Here is a 19,833-nt window from a genome sequence, read left to right as displayed (position 1 = left end):
AGGGCCTCTTCGTGAGCGGCTCGCTCCCACAGGTTTTGTGCATGACGCAGAACCTTTGTAGGAGCGAGCCTGCTCGCGAAGACGGATTCAATGTCACCCACCAGTCAGGATAAGGTCTGTGCCTCAGGCACCGCCAACTCCCCCACACAAGCCCCTCGCAACTGCCCCTCGAACTGCTCGATAATCGCCGCCCAGCCCTGACGACTCGCATGCTGGCGCGCATTGAGCCGCACGCAACGCAAGGTTTCGCGCTCCTCCAGCAACCACGTCGCAGCATCGCAGAACGCCTCTTCGTCGCCCGGCATCGCCAACACGCCGTTGTAGCCATGACGGATATGTTGAGCGGCGGCCGCCTGATCGTAGGCCACCACCCCCAATCCCGACGCTAATGCTTCAAGCACCACATTGCCGAAGGTTTCGGTCAGGCTCGGAAACAGAAATACGTCCGCTGACGCATAGTGACTGGCCAACGCTTCGCCTCGTTGTGAGCCGCAGAAAATCGCGTCAGGTAGCTCCTTCTCCAAAAAACCTCGCTGTGGCCCGTCGCCGACCACGATCAATTTCAGTTTGCGCTGTGGATAAGTGGCCTTCAGGCCGTCAAAACAGCGCTTGAGCAAGCCGAGATTTTTCTCCTGCGCCAGGCGTCCGACGTGGATGACCGCGATGTCTTTCTCGGCGAGTCCCCACTGTTCGCGTAAAGATTGCAGGCGTTTGACCGGATGAAACAATTGGCTGTCGACCCCTCGGGACAACAACGCCAGACGTTCGAAATGACGCCGTTCCAGTTCCAGTCGCTGGCTGATGCTGGGCACCAGAGTCAACGTCGAACGGTTGTGAAACCAGCGCAGGTAATGGGTCAGCAAGCGCGACAGCAAGCCGAGCCCGTATTGATTGGAGTACTGCTGGAAATTGGTGTGAAAGCCGCTGACCACTGAAATCCCCAAACGCCGCGCCGCTCGCAACGCCGACAATCCCAGCGGCCCTTCCGTGGCGATGTAGAGCACGTCCGGACGATGACGTTTCCAGCGCCGCAGCAGCTTGTGCATCGACGACTGACCCCATTGCAAACCCGGATAGCCCGGCAATGGCCAGCCGCGACACAGCAACAGCTCATCGCTGCTGGCCGCCAGAAGATCGCAGCCCTGACGCGGCCGCACCAGTTCGACCTGATGCCCGCGCGCGCGCAAGCCATCGCACAAGCGGCCGAGGGTATTGGCCACGCCGTTGATTTCCGGTGGGAAGGTTTCGGTGATGAGGGTGATATGCAGAGCTGTCGTCATGACCCCAGTGTCGGCTGGGGACATGTCGTCGATGTGACGGCGGGATGATGGATTTGTGACCGAGTGGCCGCCGAGTCAACAAACTTTCGGTGTCGTGCTGAACGTTTATTTACCTTGGGTCAGTATTCTGGCCTTTATGACCTTCGCAGGGTTCCCTACGGCAACGGTATAAGGCGGAATGTCTTTTGTCACTACGGAGCCAGCACCAATAATGGCGCCTTCACCTATGGTGACGCCGGGGAGGATAATGCTCTTACCGCCGATCCACGCGTGTTTTCTCACTATTACGGGCGCGGAGATATCGGGAAGATGGAGGGCGGTGTAATCATGGCCTGAAGAAAAAATAATGACACCTGGTCCAAGTACTACATGATCCTCCAAGGTTATGACACCTTCATCGGTTTGCATGGATGGATACAATTCACAACCCCGATTGATTGCCACCCCGTTTCCAAGAGAAACACGCCATGGGTATCTGACAAAACTTTTATAGTCCAGCATTGTCTCGTGTCCGTATGTTTTGAACACAAGGCGAAAAATAAAGTTTCTGATAAAGTGTGGAAGTAGATCCACGACGATCCATAACATGCCGGAAAGGTAACTGAACATGGAGTAGACAAAAACAACCAGATTTCTCTTTTTTATAGGGTTCTTCATAAGTTATCGCTTTCATGAACATAAAACTTATTGGCGAGGTAGAACAGGACGGAAATCAGAACGACCGAGATAATTTGAATCAACCATGCTGGCGCAGTGTACAGGTCAACAAATACATACAGCATTAGCATGTTTAAAACGTAACCTGCCAGCAGCATGATAAATAAACGGATCAAACTCGTGCGAATCTGCACGGCACTGTCAAAGACCAGTTTTCGATTTAGGCCAAAGCTGACCAATGCGCCAATGACATAAAGAACGGATGCCGCGAGTTTAGGTTCCATTCCTGCATGCAGCAGTACGAGAAATGCAACGTAGCCGCCGGCGTTGACGAGTGCGCCAACCAGGTAATATCTTGCGAGTTGAAGTAAATCGAGTGAGGTGAAGCATTGAAAATAATGTTTCATGATTCGAGTACAGCCAGACCAAATCCAGTAATACCATAATTGTTGCCATTGTATAGCATGTAGCGTTTGCCATCATGGTCAAAGACAAAGGGGTACTCAATCATCTCGGAGTCCCAGCCAGTTTCCGATACATCAATGCCTACCCGGTCATCTATTCTTGTCCAGCTAATACCATCTGCTGACTCGGCGTAACCGATTCGGTAGGATTCGCCGCGATAGGAATACCACATTTTCCAACCATCCTCGTCATGTATGACTGATGGTCTGGAGATCGCATGCTCTTTATCATGAGCATAATCGATCGCGATTTTACCTTCGCGTATCCAGTTTATGCCGTTAACAGATTCAGCATATTTTATATGGTACTTGTGCTTGGGCACTCCGTTTACCATTTGCCATTCGGTGCAGGACAAATACCACATTCTCCACTTACCATCCTCAACCAAAACGCAAGGTGTGGCGGTGAAGTGGGGTTCGAACATCGAGCGGTCTACAATCGGGCCAGGCGAATAACGCTTGAATGCATGGCCTGATGTGCTTGTTGCAACACCGATGGAATTTCGGAATGGAACTGTCAATCCTAGGTTCCAGCCTTGATAATACAAATAACGTATGTCGTCTTTTTTCAGAAGCCAGCAGCCCATTGCACCGCTGTCATCAAACTCACCCAGCGACCCAGGAACAAGTACAGGATCCTCGGAAACATTCAATACCTTGAAGGGGAACCTGATATCCACGTCGACAAAAGCAGTATGAGAGCGGCTCTGGGTATCGCGAGCAGTAAAGTAAATACGAAATACATCATCAACCAGATGCTCGCAGAATGGCACGGCTGCATGACTGTGCATCCATGGCGAATCTCCGGAAGGAGTGTAAATGTGTCCAAGTTTTCGCCATTGATGGGTCATATCTTTCTCAACTTGCTGCTTGGAACTCTTGACCGTTCAGTTGCAGGGCCTATGTACACGCCTTCTGCTTCGACATCGGTCAGTATTAAAGTGCCGGCGCCAATTACACTTCGCTCACCGATTTTTATGTGGTCACGCAGAGTTGCATTGACGCCAATAAAACATTGCTCAGCTATCTCGACTCCGCCAGAAACAACGACGTGCGAGGCGACAAAGCAATGATCATGTATCGTAGAGTGGTGACCAATATGATTTCCACTCCATAATGTAACATTGTTGCCTATTGTCACAAAAGGCTGGAGGGTGTTGTCCTCCAGAATAAAGCAGTTCTCGCCAATGGACTGCTCGTTCAAAATTGTTGCACGCGAACTGATATAGCTGGTCAATTGGTAGCCTAACGCTTTGGCTGCTAAATACTTTTCTTTTCGCACGGTATTGATTTTGGAGTAGCTCAATGCTACAAAAAAATCATTGGATTCAGGGGGGTACTGTTTGTGGATGTCTTCGAAAGGAATAACGGGCAAGCCACAAAATTCATGTTCGGCTATGTAGGATCTGTCGATAGTAAAAGCGACAACGTTATAGTCGGAATCAGTGCGGAAATAATAATAGGCAAGCTGGGCAATATCGCCGAAGCCGAAAATCACCAGATTTTTTTTCATGCTGCCTTCCTCACAAGAATAGTAAATTCATAGAGGTCATAGTCATGCAGGATCGCTACATTTCGGGAGTAACGCTTCTTGCATAGATCGAACAAAGCGCAGGGATCGGCGTAATAAAGGTAATCGCGCATTTTATCTGCATCTGAATACGATGTGAGACAGTTAAAGGCGAAGCCGGACCGGCTCGTTCGATCAAGGGCGTCTAGTGTTTCTTCGACGTAGGCTAACCATTCAACATCTGAACGACCTTGGCGAACATTGAAAATACCGCTCGCAATGGAATAGTCAGAAATGACATCTGGTTCTCCCGCCAACACAAATCGCGCCTGTGGCATATCTTTGTAACGCTCTGTGGCTGCGTCAATCATACCCTGGGAAATATCGATGCCGGTGTAGGCAAAGGATGTGTATCTTTCATTCAGGCAATCATAAAGCGCTCCGTATCCGCACCCCAGATCGTTCACGGAGAAGCTGTCACTTTGCTTGATGATTTTAAATAATTGCTCAAATCTCAATATTTGACTTTCAGTGCCATTCCAGTCAACACCCTGAGGTGTCTCTCCATGTTGAGATAGTTTGTCTGAATAATAGTTGGCAACTTCGTTCAGTAATTCATTCTTGTTCTTTTGCATAAATCTGCCTCACTATTGTGTAGGGGCGCTGCTTGGTCTCAGAGAATATCTTTGAAAGATAGATTCCAACGACGCCGATAAACGAGATGATCATTCCACCCAGCAACCAGATGGATGCCATGACTGAAGTCCAACCGCTGACCGGTTGCGCCAAGAATAACCAGTGCAGGATCAGATAGGTAATATAAATAGTTGCAAGTAGAGAGATTGAGATGCCAATGTAAAATATGCCGATCAGCGGTGCGTTGCTGAATGAAGTTACGGAATTGACCAGTAACGACATCTTTTTACGAAATGTATAGGTTGTCTCACTCGTGTTGTGTTTTTTTACATACAGCGGGTGTTGATCAAAACCGGTGATGTACCATAGGCCGGCCATGAAAATCTCTCTTTCCGCGTGACGCAGTAGCGCTTCAACATAACGGTGAGTCATCAACCGAGCAGTGACAACATTCTTGGGTAACGCTAACCCGGTGAGTGCTTTGAACAAATGGTAAAACCACTGCCCACTCCATGACTCGATCCGCCCGCCCTTACGTTTCTCCTGAACGCCATAGACTACGTCACACTCGTTGTGATTTATTTGATCGGTAAATGGCAGCAACCACTCTGGTTCTTCTTCCAGATCACTGTCTATTAAAAATACCTGTTCGCCTTTTGCATGGGCAAGGCCTGTCATCATTGCCTTGTGATGACCGAAATTTCTTGAGAGATCAACCACGACAACGTGATGGTCTGCTTGTGAAAGCTGAACTGCCAGTTCCAGGCTGTTATCGGGCGAGCCATCGTTGACAAATACAATTTCAAAGTCCTCTCCCGCAACTTGTCGGGCAGAAGCGCAGGCACGTTGATAAAACTCTGCGATGTAGGGTGAAGACTGGTATAGCGTAGCAACGATAGAAAGTTTCATGGGCTGACATGTCTCATGAATTGGTATGAGCCTTTCCCGCAATTGAACAATAAGTCGAGAATCGTTACGCCGTGCGTGAATGCTCCCCAGAGTTGAGGGTATTCACCATAGTCAGAATAATCGAACCAGTTTAGCTTAATGTTCAGCTGATTGAATACCGTTTCGTCAACATAGTCCTTTGCAGAGGGTCCTGATATATATTCCGAAGCGCCTGCCTGGACGCACAGATCGGCCAGACGTTCTGTTTTACCGTTCAGCAACGTGTAATCAGATGAGCTACTAATCAATGTCTTTATGCCGAGGTATTGGCAGATAGCTTGAATGAAAAGTAGATTCAACTGGGATATATGACTGTAGCTGTCGGCCTTGTAGAGAGGCTCTAACCAAGAGGCTATTTCACTAAAGTGGGGCGCGCGACGGTAGTTTTGCTCTAGAGACTTCCAGTGTGCCTCCATCCAGTCGGAGCCATCAATCTCGGTTTCGTTTATTTTTTGATGGTACTTCCCTTTTACCTGCACTGGAACGGTCAACCACTGCACACCTTGCGGAGTTTTTATCTGATTGCGATTGCGCCAATCACGACGGGTGTACTGCATGTCGTCGTAGAGAATAAACTCGTCTACTGCGGCGATCATGTCGAAGTATCCCTTCCACGGGATGTAGTTAGATTGGAGAATAGCAACTTTTTTCAATGCACATGTCCCGTCTGCTTCGTTTTGCCGACATGGAAGTCGGACCGTTTTCCACGGGTTCAAGTAGCACCAGTAACGGTTTTTTCGCGCTCGCGGTTCGTAAAATGCTCACCAGGTAAAAGCGAGTTTTTACTTCCTTTTTCGACGGTCACTGAACCGCTACTGCGCGTACTGGCTGTGCCTGCTTTCCGTAAATGCCGCTACTTTAATGCTGGAGGGAGGGGGTGTCACTTTTTTCACCCATTGTTGAATGGATACCCTGCATTCGGGTGGCTGGAAAAAACAGGCTTTTCAGTAAGATTCAGAGACCTTGTTGCGTGAAAGCTGTGCCCCGGATGCTCTGACCTTAATTTCCGCGCTCACGCACCCAGAACAGCGTCGCCCCAGCCACAGCCGCCGGCATCATCAGGATGTTGACCACCGGAATCAGCAACACCAGGTACACGATCCCGCCAAAACTCATGCTCTGCCAGCGCTTCTCGCGCAGCCAGGCGAGCATTTCGTTCCAGCCCAGTTTGTGGTTGTCCGCCGGGTAGTCGATGTACTGGATCGCCATCATCCACACCCCGAACAGCAGCCACAGCGGCGCGGCGATGATGTTGACCACGGGGATGAACGAGAGAATGAACAACCCGATTGCCCGCGGCAGGAAGTAGCCGAGTTTGCGCATTTCCCGGGACAGAGTGCGCGGGATCATGGCGACCAGTTCACCCCAACTGAACGCCGGGAAGTCATCGGTGCCACGCACCACCACTTCGACCTTCTCCGCCAGGAAGCCGTTGAACGGCGCGGCGATGACGTTGGCGAGCATGGTGAAGGTGAAAAACACCATCAGAACCACCAGCACGACAAAAATCGGCCAGAGGACGTAACTGAGAAAACTCAGCCAGTCGGGCAGGGACGGCATCAGCGTATCGACCCACAGGCTGAATTGATGGCTGGCCAGGTAGATCAATCCGACGAACAGCACGAGGTTGATCACCAAGGGCAACAATACGAACAAACGCAGGCTGGGGCTCAAGACCAGCTTGAGGCCTTCGCGCAGGTATTGCGGGCCGGACAGAACGGGGGCGGGCATAACGTGCTCCGAGCAAAGGGTAAACGCGCCGACCTTACCGGCTTTGCCTGACAGGCGAAAGCGCGGCAGCGACATCGACATTAACTGTAACAAAGGCGCCTATAAATCCATCGTGACCGGATAGAGACCGCCTATGAGCTGGATTGTTAAACCGTATTTCCTTAATCTTCGCCCCCTCGATACGCTGCACCCATTCTTTTTACAGGACTGTCGAACCCGAGCCTTCCCCAAGGCTTTCAACAGTCCTTTTTTATTCCCGCCGGCAACCCGGCGTTCCGCGCCAGGTGTTCCGGGCCGGTCAACAGGAGCAGGTCATGTCTGAAGTCCGTCATTCGCGAGTGATTATTCTCGGTTCCGGCCCTGCCGGTTACAGTGCTGCGGTCTATGCCGCCCGTGCCAATCTCAAGCCACTGCTGATCACCGGCATGCAGGCCGGCGGTCAATTGACCACCACCACCGAAGTCGACAACTGGCCGGGCGACGTCCACGGCCTGACCGGCCCGGCGCTGATGGACCGCATGAAAGAGCACGCCGAGCGTTTTGAAACCGAGATCGTTTTCGATCACATCAATGCCGTGGACTTCGCTGCCAAGCCGTACACCCTGATCGGCGACAGCGCGACTTACACCTGCGACGCCCTGATCATCGCCACCGGCGCCAGCGCCCGTTACCTCGGCCTGCCTTCGGAAGAAGCGTTCATGGGCAAAGGCGTATCGGCCTGCGCAACCTGCGACGGTTTCTTCTACCGCAACAAGCCAGTGGCTGTGGTCGGCGGCGGCAACACCGCTGTTGAAGAAGCGCTGTACCTGGCCAACATCGCCAGCACCGTGACCCTGGTCCACCGTCGCGAAACTTTCCGCGCCGAGAAGATCCTGATCGACAAGCTCAATGCCCGTGTTGCCGAAGGCAAGATCATCCTGAAGCTGAACGCGAACCTGGACGAAGTCCTGGGCGACAACATGGGCGTGACCGGTGCCCGCCTGAAGAACAACGACGGCAGCTTCGACGAGCTGAAAGTCGACGGCGTGTTCATCGCCATCGGCCACACCCCGAACACTTCGCTGTTCGAAGGCCAGCTGACGTTGAAAGACGGCTACATGGTTGTGCAGGGCGGCCGCGACGGCAACGCAACGGCCACCAGCGTCGAAGGCATCTTCGCTGCCGGTGACGTGGCTGACCACGTTTACCGTCAGGCCATCACCTCGGCCGGCGCCGGGTGCATGGCGGCACTGGATGCCGAGCGTTACCTCGATGATCTGCAGAACGCCAAGTTCTGAAATCGTTGAAATGAAAAAACCGGCTTCGGCCGGTTTTTTTGTACCCACAGCAAAAGCGTTCACCAGACCCCTGTAGGAGCGAGGCTTGCCCGCGAAGGCGTCGTGTCAGTGGAAGTCGCCTTCGCGGGCAAGCCTCGCTCCTGCAGGGATTGTGTTGGTCAACCGCGAAACCGTTCCTGGACGAAGTCCATGACCTTCAGCGATTGATAGATCGCATTGGCGGCAACGCGCCCGAACGGCCCACCGTTCCAGTCCAGCAAGTACGGCTTGAACAGTTCATGCCGAGCAGTTTCCCCGCACACCGCTTCAGCAATCACCCTGCCGCCAATCGAACCGGTATTCAGTCCATGACCGCCAAATGAAGTGCACGCCCAGACACCTGGTTCCAGCCATCCCAGGTTGGGCATTTTGTTGGTGGAATACCCCATCAGACCGGACCAGGCCAATTCGATCCTGACCGGCGCCAGTTGCGGATACACCGACACCATGTCGGCCTTGAGCATGGCTGCCAGGGCTTTTTCATTCTGTTCGTGACGGGTCGTGATACGTCCGCCCCACAACAGGCGATCGCCTTCGACAATGCGGTAATAGTCCGAGGCGCGACGGTCATCGGAAAACGCGGCGCCTGACTCGAGAACGCTTTTGATCGAATCGCCCAAGTGTTCGGTCAGCACCACGTAGGTGGCAATCGGCAGGTAGGCGCGGCTGAGCTTTTGCAGCTCCGGCCCGCCGTAACCGCCGGCGCAGAACACCAGGTCCTGACAGCGCACGCTGCCGTGAGCGGTCTGGACAATCTTGTCGGCCCCTTCGCGACGCCAGGTGAGCATTTTGGAGTGTTCGAAAATGCGACTGCCCGCCGCTTCAATGGCAAGGGCCAGGCCCAGGCAATAATTCAACGGGTGGAAATGCAGAGCGTTGGGGTCCTCCACACCCTGGAAATAACGTTGGGTATGCGCCCGTTCGCGGACCTGGGCGGTGTCGAGGAAGTTGAGTTCGTAAGCGAAGTCGCGGCGCATTGTGTCGATGTGGTTTTTCACGGCGGCGCTGTCGTCGTAGCGCTTGACCCGGATTGTGCCGGCGGACGGATTGCAGCCGGTGAGGGCCAGTTCGGCGATGTTGCGGCGGACAATCTCTACCCCTTCAACCGACATCTGGAACAGCGTTCTGGCGTTTTCCAGCCCCAGTTTTTTGCGGATCGCTCCAGACCCTTCAGCCCAGCCCGGCGAGACCACGCCGCCATTGCGGCCGGAGGCTCCCCACGCGACCTGATGGGCTTCGAGGATGATCACACGCTTGCCGCGCCGGATCAGTTCGAGGGCGGCGGTGAGGCCGGCGATGCCGGCACCGATGATGCAGACGTCGCAGGTTTCGTCGGTGTTCAATTCGGGCCTGGCCGCACGGGGCAGCGAGGTTTGGGAATACCAGGTGTTGGGGAAGGACATGGTCGATCCTTGATAAGTTGCCGGACATTCAAGCGAGGGCTGGCCTTTGTGGGAGCGAGCCTGCTCGCGATGGCGGTCGAACATTCAACATTAATGCTGAATTTGATGGCCTCATCGCGAGCAGGCTCGCTCCCTCAGGGGAGGGCAGTGTTACTTGATGGTCGAGTAGTCGACGCCGTACCACTTGTCCGACAGTTTGGTCAGCGTGCCGTCCTTGTGCATTGCGCCGATGATTTCACTCAGTTTCGCCTTCAGCTCCGGGTCACCCTTGTCGGTGGCAACGGCCAACGGTTCATAGAACACCACGCCGTTGTCGACAGCGCGTAATGGGTAACCCTTCTTGACGGCCGCATCCAGCGTGCTGCGTTGGGTGAGGATGGCGTCGAGTCGAGCACCGTCGCCCAGGCGCAGATCGTCCAGCGGTCCGACGGAGCCGGCGTAGGTCTTCATTTTTTCGGTTTTAACGTCGTAGACGACGGGTGGCACGTCAGTGGTTTCGATGGCCAGTGCCTGGCTGAAATAGTCCTCGGACGTCGTGCCGCCCTCGACGCCGATGGTTTTGCCATTCAACGCCTTGTGGTCGGTGACCGTGGATTTGTTGTGCACCGCAAACACGTAGGGCACGTAGTAGTAGGTGCCGGGGAAGTCGAGAATCCGCGCACGGCTCTTGGTGGCGGTCATCGAGCCGACGGATACGTCCCAGCGGCCATTCCACTTGCCGGCGGTAATCACATCCCAGTCGGGCGTGATGAATTTGGCCTCGACGCCGAGACGCTTGGCGATCTCCTTGGACACGTCGATATCAAAACCGTCGATTTCATTCTTGTCGTTGATGAACCCCTGCGGGGGCCAGGTCGCCGAGGTGGCGACGGTCAACGTCTTGCTGCTCTCGATCTTGTCCAGAACGGCACCGGCGTTCGCGGCGCCGACGAACAACAGTGACAAGGCGGCAGCAAGGGTGATTGCGGGTTTTTTACTGAGCATGTCCATCTCCACTTTTCGTTATTGTTATGCGGGGGTAAAGCGCTTCTCAGTGACCGATGATCTGCGACAGGAATTTCTGTGCGCGTTCGGTCTGCGGGTTTTTGAAAAACTCGGCGGGGGTGGCTTGTTCGATCACCTGGCCCTGATCCATGAACAGCACTCGGTCGGCGACCTTGCTGGCAAAGCCCATTTCGTGGGTCACGCAAATCATCGTCATGCCGTCGGTGGCCAGCTCGCCCATCACGTCCAGCACCTCGTGGACCATTTCCGGGTCCAGCGCCGAGGTTGGTTCGTCGAACAGCATCACTTTGGGGTTCATGCACAGCGCCCGGGCAATGGCCACGCGCTGCTGCTGGCCGCCGGACAGTTGCGACGGATATTTGTGGGCATGCTCAGCAATCCGCACCCGCTCCAGATAGACCTGTGCGCGTTTTTTCGCCTCGGTGGCCGACACGCCTTGCACCAGCTGCGGGGCCAGAGTCAGGTTGTCCATCACGCTCAAGTGCGGGAACAGGTTGAAGCTTTGGAACACCATGCCGATTTCGCTGCGCACGGCGCTGACACTTTCCGCTTCACTGGTGAGCGTAATGCCGTTGACCTGAATGTGGCCCTTCTGGAAATTTTCCAGGTGGTTGATGCAGCGAATCATTGTCGATTTGCCCGAACCCGACGGGCCGCACACCACCAGGATTTCGCCAGTGGCGACGTTCAGGTCGACGTCGCGCAGGGCGTGAAAGTTGCCGTACCACTTGTTCAGGCCGGTGATTGAAATCATCGAGGGACTGGTCTGCGCAGCAGGGGCCAGGTCGCGTTGTTGGGCGGTATCGGTACGAGTCATCACACATCAACCCCTTGCCACGGATCGATTGACCCGTTTTTCGATTCGCGCCTGGACCCGTTCCAGAATGAACGACAGGGCCCAGTAAATCATCGCGGCGGTGATCAGCATTTCCAGGTGGCGGAAGTCTGCGCGCCCCTGGGTCTTGGCCAGGTACATCAGTTCCCAGACACCGATCACCGACACCAGCGAACTGTCCTTGAGCATGGCGATGAACTGGTTGCCGGTGGGTGGAATGATCACCCGCAAGGCCTGCGGCATGATGACCCGGCTCAGGGTCTTGAACGGGCTGATGTTCAGCGCCCGCGAGGCTTCCCACTGGCCGACAGGAATGCTTTGGATGCCGGCCCGGAAAATCTCGGTCATGTAGGCGCCGTAACACAGGGACAGCGCGAGGATGCCGGCAGGCACCGCATCGACCACGTAGCCCAGTTGCGGCAGACCCAGGTAAATCAGGTAGATCTGAATCAGCAACGGCACGCCGCGAAAGAACGAGGTGTAGAACGAAGCGAGGGCATTGGCCAGGCCGTTGTTCGACAGCTTGGCCACTGCGCCGACCAGCGCCAGCACGAAGGCCAGGACGATGGCCACTGCAGAGATGTACAAGGTGGTTGCAGCGCCCTGGATAATCAGGAAACCGATCTTGTCGAGGATGAAGCTGTAAGACAGGTCGAAGGTGTCGAAGAACGCCAGAAACAGGATCAGTAGTTCGATCCACACCACCGTAGTCTGCACTTTGAACTTCAGGCGCCCGAGGACGTGGAAGTTCAAGGTGCCCAGTACGGCAATGCCCAGCCCGATGGCGACGTTGCGTGCCGTCAGGCTGTCCGGGGCATTGCCCAGCAGCGGATGCAGAAAATGACTGAGGGCGCTGTTGCCCAGGTTCATCAGGTAGGCGCCGAGGAACAACACCACGGCTACGCCGAGCAGGAAGTGAGGATCGTTAGACTTTTTCTTATAAATTATATTGTCGTGATACATGTCTGCCTCAGCTTGTCGGTGGTGATGTTCTCGCTAGGTAAAAGGGTCTTTGGTCAGTATTGCGACGTCGATTCCGGGACCACAAGCGAACTTAATTCGCTACGTCAGTCCCGGAACGCACTTCGCTGTCAGGACAGTCTTGCCAGGCACGCTTCGAGGATATCCAGCCCTTCCTCCAGCACCGCCGCCTCGGTGGTCAACGGCGCCAGTAGCCGAATGATGTGCCGTGATTTGCCGCTCGGCATCAACAGCAGACCCGCGTCACGCGCCAACGCCAGCAATTGTGTGAGCTGCGCCGAGGCGGGGGAGCCGTCGGCATGGGTCAACTCGATACCGCGCATCGCACCGACGCCGGTCAAACGACCCAGATACGGTGAAAGTTTGCTTGCGCGCCAGGACTCGTAACGGCTGACAATCGCTTCTTCCTGTTGCGACCCCCAGGCTTGCAGGTTGGCATCCGTCATTTCATCCAGCGTTGCCAATGCGGCGGCGCAGGCGATGGGGTTGCCCGAATAGGTGCCGCCCAGTCCACCTTTGGGCAAGGTGTCGAGCAGCGACTTGCGCCCGACTACCGCGCCCAGTGGTACGCCGCCGGCGATGCTTTTGCCCAGCAGGATCAGGTCCGGCTCGATGCCCAGGCGCGAAAAGGCAAAACGCTCGCCGGTGCGGCCAAAGCCGGACTGGATTTCATCGGCGATCAGCAGAATATTTTTTTCATCGCAGAACGTGCGCAGCGCCTGTGCGAACTCGACATCCATCGCCAGAAATCCCGCTTCACCTTGAACCGGTTCGACGATAAAACAGGCCACGTCATTGACGTCGATTTCGACGCTGAACAGTCGATCCATCGCCTTCAGCGCTTCGGCGCAGGTCACGCCGTTGTCCTTGCTTGGAAAGGGCAGGTGATACACAGGCCCCGGCAGCGCGCCGACTTTCTGTTTGTACGGTGCGACTTTGCCGTTGAGGTTGAGGGTGGCGAGCGTGCGGCCATGGAAGGCACCGTCGAAGGCAATGACGGCTGTGCGACCGGTCGAGCCACGGACGATCTTCAGGGCGTTTTCCGCCGCTTCTGCGCCGCTGTTGGTGAGCATGCCACTGACAGCGTAGTCCACCGGAATGAACGCCGTCAGGCGATCCATCAGTTCGATGTAGGGCATATGCGGTGCGGCGTTGAACGCGTAGTGCGTCAGCCGCGTGGCTTGTTCGCGAATGGCCTCGACGATGCGCGGATGGCAATGGCCGAGGTTCAGTACGCCGATGCCGCCGACGAAGTCGATGTAGCGTTTGCCATCGGTGTCCCAGACCTCGGCGTTTTTGCCGTGGCTGAGCGTGACGGGATGAACGACGTTGATCGACTGGCTGATGGTTTCGCTGCTCATGGATGACCGACTCTGAAGAAGGGATGCTTCTTTTTATCTAAGCCGTGAGCAGTGGGTGGGGGCAAACGAAATAAAGTGGACGGGTCAATCTTAAAAGTCGGGATGTGTGCGAATAAGAGATGGGCAGGCAAAGCGTAACCTGTGGCGAGGGAGCTTGCTCCCGCTGGGTCGCGCAGCGGCCCCAAAAAAGAGGGACCGCTACGCAGTCCAGCGGGAGCAAGCTCCCTCGCCACAGGTTCTGTGTCGCTCGTGAAGCGTTTCGCGGACTTTGATTAACGGCGAGTCAGCGGCTGTTGGGTGAATTTCACGCCCGCCAGACCCTGCGCAATCAACGCGCGGATATTGCCGTGGTCGTTGCCTTCAGGCGTGGCCACGACCGAGCGGTAATGCTCGCCAAAGGCCAACAGCGCCTCTTCATCGGTCAGGCCTTCCAGCAGCGCCAGGCCCAGGGTCTTGCACGAACCTTCGTTCTGCCCGGCGGCGTTTTCCACGCCGCCGTTGTTGAAAGCCTGAGGCTGGTAGTCGTAACCCGTGGCGATGAACGCCAGGGTATCGGCGAAAACGTGTTCGCCGCTCTTGAGGCTGGCGCGCAGGGTGTTCAAATCACTCATTGGGTTTTCCTTTGGCGAACGCCGCTTGTTGTTCGGCGTTGGCTTCTTGCTGGTATTGGGCTTTCCACTCGGCGTAAGGCATGCCGTAAACCACTTCGCGAGCGTCATCGAGGCTGACCTCGATCTGGCGTTCGTCGGCGGCGGCCTTGTACCACTTGGACAGGCAGTTGCGGCAGAAGCCCGAGAGGTTCATCAGGTCGATGTTCTGCACGTCCTTGCGGCTGTCCAGGTGGGCGACCAGCCGGCGAAAGGCGGCGGCTTCAAGTTCCAGGCGTTGTTGATCGGTCATGTGGGCCTCTGCGAGGCAGCTTCGAGCGGTAAGCTTCAAGCTGCAGGATGGATTGCGATGGCTTGTAGCTTAACGCCTGAAGCTTGAAGCTTGAAGCTTGAAGCTTAGCGGCTTGCAGCGAGCGTAATCGACACCGACTCGGCGAATCGCAGGGCGTGGGGTTTGTCGACTTCAACTTCGGCGTACAACACCGACGCGTTGGCCATGACCAGATCGAGGATCTCCTGGGTCAGGCGTTCGAGCAGGGCGAAGCGATTGCCTTCCACGTGGGCGATGATCGCCTTGGTGATGGTCCGGTAATTCAGCGCGTGATCGATGTCGTTGTCACGCACCGCTTCCTGAGCGGCATACAGGATGGTCAGGTTGATCAGTACATCCTGCTTGTTGAGGATTTCATCCTCGTTGATCCCGATGAAGGTCCGCAGGCACAGGTCCTTGACCCGGATGCGTGCCATTCCTGGTTGAAGTTGTGGCATTGCTACTTGCTCCGTCCAATCAATTGCAGGAACTCCTGGCGGGTGGTGCTCGACTCGCGGAAGGCGCCGAGCATCACCGAGGTGTTCATGGTCGAATTCTGTTTCTCGACGCCGCGCATCATCATGCACATGTGCCTGGCTTCGATGACCACCGCGACACCGGCCGCGTCAGTCACCTGTTGCACCGCATCGGCGATCTGTCGGGTGAGGTTTTCCTGTATCTGCAGGCGGCGGGCGAACATGTCCACCAGCCGCGCGATCTTCGACAGGCCCAGCACCTTGCCCGTCGGAATATAAGCCACATGGGCCTTGCCAATGAAGGGCAGCAGGTGATGTTCGCACAACGAATACAGTTCGATGTCGGCGACGATGATCATCTCGTCGGTGTCTGACGCAAACAGTGCGCCGTTGACGATCTCTTCGACACTCTGGTCGTAGCCGTGGCAGAGGTACTGCATGGCTTTGGCTGCGCGAACCGGGGTGTCTTGCAGTCCTTCGCGGTCGGGGTTTTCGCCGAGACCGATGAGAATTTCGCGATAGCTCTCGGACAAGGCGTTCTGGTGCAGGGATAACGTCATGGAACATCCTCGCGGGGGCTGCTTATTTGAGGTGCCGTCCGCCATTGACGGTCAGGGTCGTGCCAGTGACATAAGGGTTGTCGAGCAAATAACGCAGGCTCTGGTAGATCACTTCGCTGCCGGGTTCGATGCCCAGCGCGGACTTGGCCAGGGCCTTGGCGCGGTACGCCGCGTTGTCGTCGGGGTTGAACATTAGCAGGGCTGGCGCGATACCGTTGACCTTGATTGTCGGCGCGTATTTCGCGGCGAAGGACAGGGTGAGGCTGTCGAGCCCGGCTTTGCTGGCGCAGTAGCCAATGTGTTTGCTGCTGCCCTTGCGGGTCACGTCGTCGCTGATGTGCACGATGTCGGCGGGGCTTGAGCGTTCGAGCAAGTCGGCACAGTGCAGGTTGATCAGGTAGGGCGCCAGCATGTGCACGCTGAACATGCGGGTGAAGGCCTCGGCGTCGGTGTCCGGGGTTTCGGCCAGCCATTCGGAAGCGTTGTGGACAATGGCTCGCAGGCTGTCGGTGTGGGTTTTCAGTTGGGTGATGAACGCGAGGATCCCCGCTTCAGTGGAGAAGTCGGCAAATACCGCGGTGGCGCCCAGGTCGCGCAATGTCTGCACGCCTGGGCGTTCGCTGCGGTAACTGAAGATCACCGGATGGCCGTCTTCGAGCAAACGCTGCGCACAGTGCAGGCCGACACGCTGGCCGGCACCGGTGATGAGGATCGGAGCTGCGGAAGAGGTCATGAACGGCTCGCGTCGCGGTAAGAGCAAAACTATACCAGCGCGCAGCGGCATTCACCTATTGCGGGGCTCCCACAAGGGGGATCAGTGGTTTTGGGGAGTGGGCTCGGCGGGCAGCGGGCGTGCTGGCGTGCTGTTCAACCAGCTGGCCAGCAGGCGGGTCGATAGCGGAATGAAGAAGTAGACCATCAACGGCGTCAGGCACAGGGTGCTGATGAGCACGCGGGGCAGCAGGCTCATGTCGTCGAGCAACGGCCCCAATACAAAGTTGAACAGCAGGGAAACCGGAAAGAATGCCAGCCAGATTGCCACCGCCTGCTTCCAGCGGGGTGGGCGCTGGCCGACCGCGCCGAACCAGCCTTCAATGCCACTCACGCGATGTTCCGTCTTGTGCGCAAACAGATCGCTGCCGCGCGCCAGCCATGCGGTACGCGAAGCGGAATGCTCCCAGGCGTGCATGGTTTGCTCGTTGGCAAAGCGGAAAATAATCTGGAATTCGTTATCGCCGGGCGGCGGAGCGAGCACACCTGAGCCGAGATAACCGGGGAAGTCGGTGGCCAGTTGTTCGCCTTCGCGCAACCAGGCCATCAGGTCCTGATAACGCCCATCGGCGACGCGGCGCGCAACCATCAGCGTGACGGGTGAGGTAGACATGGTGAATCTCCGTATAACAGATGCGTCACTCCGGGTAAGAGTTTCGCCAGGCGCAGCGCCGGGGTGATGGGCTGCGTCTTGAGACAAGCAAGGATTATTCCTGATTCTGACGGATACGCCAGCGACATTCGTCGTTTATCAGTCTTGAACAAGCATGGGGTGGAAGAGTTAGAATGGGATCCAATTTTGCGCGCGGACTTCAATTGCCACATGCCTGTCCTGACTGAAGGTGTCCCAGATTTGCAGCGAGGAGCTGCACTGGAACAGGAAGAGCTGTTTCCCATCCGTGAAGTAGCGCGCCTGACGGGTATCAACCCCGTTACGTTGCGGGCATGGGAGCGACGATATGGCCTGATTCAGCCCACACGCACCGAAAGCGGGCATCGGCTGTACTCGATGGCGGATATCGAAAAGGTCCGCAGCATTCTCGGCTGGATTGATCGCGGCGTCGCGGTCAGCAAGGTCGGCAAGATACTGGCCAAGACCGAGCCGCTAAAAGCCCTGGCGAAAATCATTCCCGACGAACTCGTTCAGGCTGACTACGCCCAGTGGCAGCAGGAGGTTCAGGTGGCGGTGACGGCGTTTGACGAGGTTAAGCTAGAGCAAGTCTATGGACAGATTTTTTCCAGTTACCCCCTGTCCGTGGTGTTTCAGGACATCCTGATGCCGATCTGGAAGCTGATGCTGCAGCGCCATCACGCGTTCGGTCAAACCAGCGAATGGCTGTTTCTGGATGGTTTCCTGCGTTCTCGTGTGTTGCAGCGCATGTTGCTGGTGCGCGTCATGCAGCCTCGACGCGTGATTGTCTGCGCCTTGGCCGATCAGGCTCATGAACTCGAAGTGCTGGTCACGGCGCTGTACCTGAGCAGTGTCGACTCGGCTATTCAACTGCTGGCGATCGGTCAGCCCTTCGACGAGTTGACCCTGGTTTGCGAGCGTATCAAGCCCACGGCACTGGTGCTGGTGTCCAACCACGCGCCGGCCCCCGAGTTGCCTCGACGTCTGAATCGACTGGCCTTGAGCCTGGATTGTCAGTTGCTGCTGGCTGGCGATGCGTCGGACCTGGCACAGGACAGCCTGGCCGGATCGTCGATCGGTTGTCTGGGAAATGAGGGGATGGTGATGCGTCAGCGTTTGAAACAGTTCCTGGCAGGAAACCTGGATACCTGAGATCAGATGTGCAGGGCGGGATGTGTCAGACGATGTTGCTGAAGGATGTACTGACGCAGACGTTCGGTCTCATCCTTGTCGCTCTGGCTTAATTCGTAAGCGTAGAAACCTTGCTCGGTTTCACGCTCGAAGGTGCCGCGCAATGCAATCCGCTCATAGCCTGACGGACTGAACCACAACGCGAAGTGTTTGGGCGGTTTGGTCTTGTTGCGAACTTCCAGCAAAACCCCTTTGAACGATATTTCATGCACCCACATCGTGCCGGGCTGGCCTTTGGCATTTTCCAGCGCCACCGGCTCTTCAAGCGTCAGGCGCCATGGTCGTACCATTGGCCCGTCTTCATAAATACTCGGCACGCCCAGACGCAAATGCAGCGCATGAAATTCGTCTTCCACCAGATGCAGCGGAAAGGTCATTTGCTGGTTTTCGAAATTGGCCTGGATGGTGACTTGCTCATGGGCAGCCAGGCGCGTGAGCAAATCACGGATTTGCGATCCACCGTTGACGAGCAGACTCGACGTCGCATCCCGCACATTGAGCTGGGGGTTGTGTTGCATGGTCTGGATGAAATCCAGCTCATCCTGTGTCAGGAGTGCGTCGCGTTGCATGGCTTGCTCGAAAGGAATAGTTACAAAGTCATCGGTGATTGTAGTTAATGACCATTAATTCGCTGTTTTGTTTTTACCGTTCGTCGCTTTCAGCGCGGCAAGCTCGGCCTGCATCTCAGCCAATTGTGCTTCCAGTTGCGCAACTCGCTGCTGTGCCTTGACCTGCACCGTAACGTCTTTCTGCACGCCTACAAAATAAGTTTGCCCATCGCTTTCGTTCTTCACTGTAGAAAGGGACAGTTCATTCCAGAACGGGGTGCCGTCCTTTCGGTAGTTTCTCAGGATTTCCCGGCAGGAGCCGCCAAGGGTCAACGCTTTGCGAATCGCGGTGAGGGCTTCTTTTTGATCCCGGTCACCGGCCTGCAGGAAACGGCAATCCTGGTAAAGAATTTCTTCGCTGGTGTAACCCGTCAGCCGCTCGAACGCCGGGTTTACGTAAATCAGGATGTTGTCCTGGTCACCTTCCTTTTCGGCAATCACGATGCCGTCGTTGGAGGCGTTGATTACCATTTGCAACAGTTGAGCGTTGATCATCGGAGAATCCTTTCCGTATTGATAGGGATTTGCATTCTAAAAGATCAAACGAGCCC

At 55.8% G+C, this 19,833-nt stretch carries 24 protein-coding genes; 2 read left to right on the top strand and 22 right to left on the bottom strand.

The window, feature by feature from the left end:
* Positions 1 to 104: 104 nt before the first annotated feature.
* From AB4N91_RS22135 to cysZ, 9 genes are all read right to left on the bottom strand, one after another.
* Positions 105 to 1,304 carry a glycosyltransferase family 4 protein gene (locus AB4N91_RS22135; RefSeq protein ID WP_154911869.1) on the bottom strand — a complete coding sequence of 400 codons (1,200 nt, stop codon included), beginning with the start codon at positions 1,302 to 1,304 and terminating at the stop codon, positions 105 to 107.
* A gap of 81 nt (positions 1,305 to 1,385) precedes the next feature.
* Entirely contained in the window at positions 1,386 to 1,937 is a 552-nt protein-coding gene (locus tag AB4N91_RS22130; RefSeq protein WP_102594610.1) for an acyltransferase, read from the bottom strand.
* Positions 1,934 to 2,344, bottom strand: coding sequence for a GtrA family protein (locus tag AB4N91_RS22125; RefSeq protein WP_102594609.1), 411 nt, complete (start codon positions 2,342 to 2,344; stop codon positions 1,934 to 1,936). Before AB4N91_RS22125 ends, AB4N91_RS22130 begins: the two co-directional genes overlap by 4 nt.
* Entirely contained in the window at positions 2,341 to 3,252 is a 912-nt protein-coding gene (locus AB4N91_RS22120; protein WP_102594608.1) for a glycoside hydrolase family protein, read from the bottom strand. Before AB4N91_RS22120 ends, AB4N91_RS22125 begins: the two co-directional genes overlap by 4 nt.
* Entirely contained in the window at positions 3,249 to 3,914 is a 666-nt protein-coding gene (locus AB4N91_RS22115) for an acetyltransferase (RefSeq protein WP_102594607.1), read from the bottom strand. Before AB4N91_RS22115 ends, AB4N91_RS22120 begins: the two co-directional genes overlap by 4 nt.
* Positions 3,911 to 4,546: a class I SAM-dependent methyltransferase gene (locus tag AB4N91_RS22110; RefSeq protein WP_102594606.1), complete on the bottom strand. Its 636-nt coding sequence runs from the start codon at positions 4,544 to 4,546 to the stop codon at positions 3,911 to 3,913. The genes AB4N91_RS22115 and AB4N91_RS22110 overlap by 4 nt, the downstream gene beginning before the upstream one ends.
* On the bottom strand, positions 4,527 to 5,456 hold the full coding sequence (locus AB4N91_RS22105; RefSeq protein ID WP_102594605.1) for a glycosyltransferase family 2 protein: 930 nt from the start codon (positions 5,454 to 5,456) through the stop codon (positions 4,527 to 4,529). The genes AB4N91_RS22110 and AB4N91_RS22105 overlap by 20 nt, the downstream gene beginning before the upstream one ends.
* Positions 5,453 to 6,091: a WbqC family protein gene (locus AB4N91_RS22100; RefSeq protein ID WP_229801731.1), complete on the bottom strand. Its 639-nt coding sequence runs from the start codon at positions 6,089 to 6,091 to the stop codon at positions 5,453 to 5,455. Before AB4N91_RS22100 ends, AB4N91_RS22105 begins: the two co-directional genes overlap by 4 nt.
* 403 nt (positions 6,092 to 6,494) lie before the next feature.
* Positions 6,495 to 7,226 (bottom strand): sulfate transporter CysZ, encoded by a 732-nt coding sequence (cysZ, locus tag AB4N91_RS22095; protein ID WP_102594612.1) that lies wholly within the window; start codon positions 7,224 to 7,226, stop codon positions 6,495 to 6,497.
* Between the two features lie 314 nt (positions 7,227 to 7,540).
* Between cysZ and trxB the strand changes: the two genes are divergently transcribed.
* Positions 7,541 to 8,503: a thioredoxin-disulfide reductase gene (trxB, locus tag AB4N91_RS22090; RefSeq protein WP_010463259.1), complete on the top strand. Its 963-nt coding sequence runs from the start codon at positions 7,541 to 7,543 to the stop codon at positions 8,501 to 8,503.
* Positions 8,504 to 8,661: 158 nt separating this feature from the next.
* On the opposite strand, the gene AB4N91_RS22085 is transcribed toward trxB, so the two are convergent.
* The 11 genes from AB4N91_RS22085 to AB4N91_RS22035 form a co-directional block, all read right to left on the bottom strand.
* Complete coding sequence (locus AB4N91_RS22085) at positions 8,662 to 9,945, bottom strand: NAD(P)/FAD-dependent oxidoreductase (RefSeq protein ID WP_458369240.1); 1,284 nt, start codon at positions 9,943 to 9,945, stop codon at positions 8,662 to 8,664.
* Positions 9,946 to 10,095: 150 nt separating this feature from the next.
* Positions 10,096 to 10,929: a transporter substrate-binding domain-containing protein gene (locus AB4N91_RS22080; protein WP_077747458.1), complete on the bottom strand. Its 834-nt coding sequence runs from the start codon at positions 10,927 to 10,929 to the stop codon at positions 10,096 to 10,098.
* A 46-nt stretch (positions 10,930 to 10,975) separates the two neighbouring features.
* Positions 10,976 to 11,704, bottom strand: a complete 729-nt coding sequence (locus tag AB4N91_RS22075) for an amino acid ABC transporter ATP-binding protein (protein ID WP_010463253.1) — start codon at positions 11,702 to 11,704, stop codon at positions 10,976 to 10,978.
* A 69-nt stretch (positions 11,705 to 11,773) separates the two neighbouring features.
* Positions 11,774 to 12,748, bottom strand: coding sequence for an amino acid ABC transporter permease (locus tag AB4N91_RS22070; protein ID WP_077747437.1), 975 nt, complete (start codon positions 12,746 to 12,748; stop codon positions 11,774 to 11,776).
* A gap of 128 nt (positions 12,749 to 12,876) precedes the next feature.
* Positions 12,877 to 14,127 (bottom strand): 2-aminoadipate transaminase, encoded by a 1,251-nt coding sequence (locus AB4N91_RS22065; RefSeq protein ID WP_304817291.1) that lies wholly within the window; start codon positions 14,125 to 14,127, stop codon positions 12,877 to 12,879.
* A 272-nt stretch (positions 14,128 to 14,399) separates the two neighbouring features.
* Positions 14,400 to 14,738 carry a HopJ type III effector protein gene (locus tag AB4N91_RS22060; RefSeq protein WP_077750181.1) on the bottom strand — a complete coding sequence of 113 codons (339 nt, stop codon included), beginning with the start codon at positions 14,736 to 14,738 and terminating at the stop codon, positions 14,400 to 14,402.
* Complete coding sequence (locus AB4N91_RS22055; RefSeq protein WP_008150700.1) at positions 14,731 to 15,027, bottom strand: DUF1244 domain-containing protein; 297 nt, start codon at positions 15,025 to 15,027, stop codon at positions 14,731 to 14,733. Before AB4N91_RS22055 ends, AB4N91_RS22060 begins: the two co-directional genes overlap by 8 nt.
* A 104-nt stretch (positions 15,028 to 15,131) precedes the next feature.
* Positions 15,132 to 15,503, bottom strand: a complete 372-nt coding sequence (gene folX / locus AB4N91_RS22050) for a dihydroneopterin triphosphate 2'-epimerase (protein WP_007970304.1) — start codon at positions 15,501 to 15,503, stop codon at positions 15,132 to 15,134.
* A 2-nt stretch (positions 15,504 to 15,505) separates the two neighbouring features.
* Positions 15,506 to 16,081 (bottom strand): GTP cyclohydrolase I FolE, encoded by a 576-nt coding sequence (folE, locus tag AB4N91_RS22045; RefSeq protein ID WP_010463237.1) that lies wholly within the window; start codon positions 16,079 to 16,081, stop codon positions 15,506 to 15,508.
* 22 nt (positions 16,082 to 16,103) lie between these two features.
* Positions 16,104 to 16,814, bottom strand: coding sequence for a dihydromonapterin reductase (gene folM / locus AB4N91_RS22040; RefSeq protein WP_010463235.1), 711 nt, complete (start codon positions 16,812 to 16,814; stop codon positions 16,104 to 16,106).
* 81 nt (positions 16,815 to 16,895) lie between these two features.
* Complete coding sequence (locus tag AB4N91_RS22035; RefSeq protein WP_424479434.1) at positions 16,896 to 17,465, bottom strand: antibiotic biosynthesis monooxygenase; 570 nt, start codon at positions 17,463 to 17,465, stop codon at positions 16,896 to 16,898.
* Positions 17,466 to 17,675: 210 nt separating this feature from the next.
* On the opposite strand from AB4N91_RS22035, the gene AB4N91_RS22030 reads away from it, so the two are divergent.
* Positions 17,676 to 18,635: a MerR family transcriptional regulator gene (locus tag AB4N91_RS22030; RefSeq protein ID WP_460111780.1), complete on the top strand. Its 960-nt coding sequence runs from the start codon at positions 17,676 to 17,678 to the stop codon at positions 18,633 to 18,635.
* A gap of 2 nt (positions 18,636 to 18,637) precedes the next feature.
* Here the strand turns inward: AB4N91_RS22030 and AB4N91_RS22025 are convergent, their stop codons facing one another.
* Both AB4N91_RS22025 and AB4N91_RS22020 read right to left on the bottom strand, forming a co-directional pair.
* Entirely contained in the window at positions 18,638 to 19,243 is a 606-nt protein-coding gene (locus AB4N91_RS22025; protein ID WP_010463228.1) for a hypothetical protein, read from the bottom strand.
* A 54-nt stretch (positions 19,244 to 19,297) separates the two neighbouring features.
* Entirely contained in the window at positions 19,298 to 19,777 is a 480-nt protein-coding gene (locus tag AB4N91_RS22020) for a PAS domain-containing protein (protein ID WP_010463226.1), read from the bottom strand.
* Between the last annotated feature and the right edge of the window lie 56 nt (positions 19,778 to 19,833).

This window comes from Pseudomonas sp. H3_D04, assembly GCF_054669175.1.
This window is presented reverse-complemented; position numbering and strand designations above follow the sequence as displayed.

Coding starts and splice junctions, on each gene's coding strand:
- AB4N91_RS22070 (WP_077747437.1), bottom strand. CDS start 12,748: ATGTATCACGACAATATAATTTATAAGAAAAAGTCTAACGATCCTCAC.
- AB4N91_RS22020 (WP_010463226.1), bottom strand. CDS start 19,777: ATGATCAACGCTCAACTGTTGCAAATGGTAATCAACGCCTCCAACGAC.
- AB4N91_RS22135 (WP_154911869.1), bottom strand. CDS start 1,304: ATGTCCCCAGCCGACACTGGGGTCATGACGACAGCTCTGCATATCACC.
- AB4N91_RS22065 (WP_304817291.1), bottom strand. CDS start 14,127: ATGAGCAGCGAAACCATCAGCCAGTCGATCAACGTCGTTCATCCCGTC.
- folE (WP_010463237.1), bottom strand. CDS start 16,081: ATGACGTTATCCCTGCACCAGAACGCCTTGTCCGAGAGCTATCGCGAA.
- AB4N91_RS22060 (WP_077750181.1), bottom strand. CDS start 14,738: ATGAGTGATTTGAACACCCTGCGCGCCAGCCTCAAGAGCGGCGAACAC.
- AB4N91_RS22025 (WP_010463228.1), bottom strand. CDS start 19,243: ATGCAACGCGACGCACTCCTGACACAGGATGAGCTGGATTTCATCCAG.
- AB4N91_RS22075 (WP_010463253.1), bottom strand. CDS start 11,704: ATGATTTCAATCACCGGCCTGAACAAGTGGTACGGCAACTTTCACGCC.
- folX (WP_007970304.1), bottom strand. CDS start 15,503: ATGCCACAACTTCAACCAGGAATGGCACGCATCCGGGTCAAGGACCTG.
- AB4N91_RS22100 (WP_229801731.1), bottom strand. CDS start 6,091: ATGATCGCCGCAGTAGACGAGTTTATTCTCTACGACGACATGCAGTAC.
- AB4N91_RS22055 (WP_008150700.1), bottom strand. CDS start 15,027: ATGACCGATCAACAACGCCTGGAACTTGAAGCCGCCGCCTTTCGCCGG.
- AB4N91_RS22120 (WP_102594608.1), bottom strand. CDS start 3,252: ATGACCCATCAATGGCGAAAACTTGGACACATTTACACTCCTTCCGGA.
- folM (WP_010463235.1), bottom strand. CDS start 16,814: ATGACCTCTTCCGCAGCTCCGATCCTCATCACCGGTGCCGGCCAGCGT.
- trxB (WP_010463259.1), top strand. CDS start 7,541: ATGTCTGAAGTCCGTCATTCGCGAGTGATTATTCTCGGTTCCGGCCCT.
- AB4N91_RS22085 (WP_458369240.1), bottom strand. CDS start 9,945: ATGTCCTTCCCCAACACCTGGTATTCCCAAACCTCGCTGCCCCGTGCG.
- AB4N91_RS22035 (WP_424479434.1), bottom strand. CDS start 17,465: ATGTCTACCTCACCCGTCACGCTGATGGTTGCGCGCCGCGTCGCCGAT.
- AB4N91_RS22105 (WP_102594605.1), bottom strand. CDS start 5,456: ATGAAACTTTCTATCGTTGCTACGCTATACCAGTCTTCACCCTACATC.
- cysZ (WP_102594612.1), bottom strand. CDS start 7,226: ATGCCCGCCCCCGTTCTGTCCGGCCCGCAATACCTGCGCGAAGGCCTC.
- AB4N91_RS22130 (WP_102594610.1), bottom strand. CDS start 1,937: ATGAAGAACCCTATAAAAAAGAGAAATCTGGTTGTTTTTGTCTACTCC.
- AB4N91_RS22030 (WP_460111780.1), top strand. CDS start 17,676: ATGCCTGTCCTGACTGAAGGTGTCCCAGATTTGCAGCGAGGAGCTGCA.
- AB4N91_RS22125 (WP_102594609.1), bottom strand. CDS start 2,344: ATGAAACATTATTTTCAATGCTTCACCTCACTCGATTTACTTCAACTC.
- AB4N91_RS22115 (WP_102594607.1), bottom strand. CDS start 3,914: ATGAAAAAAAATCTGGTGATTTTCGGCTTCGGCGATATTGCCCAGCTT.
- AB4N91_RS22110 (WP_102594606.1), bottom strand. CDS start 4,546: ATGCAAAAGAACAAGAATGAATTACTGAACGAAGTTGCCAACTATTAT.
- AB4N91_RS22080 (WP_077747458.1), bottom strand. CDS start 10,929: ATGCTCAGTAAAAAACCCGCAATCACCCTTGCTGCCGCCTTGTCACTG.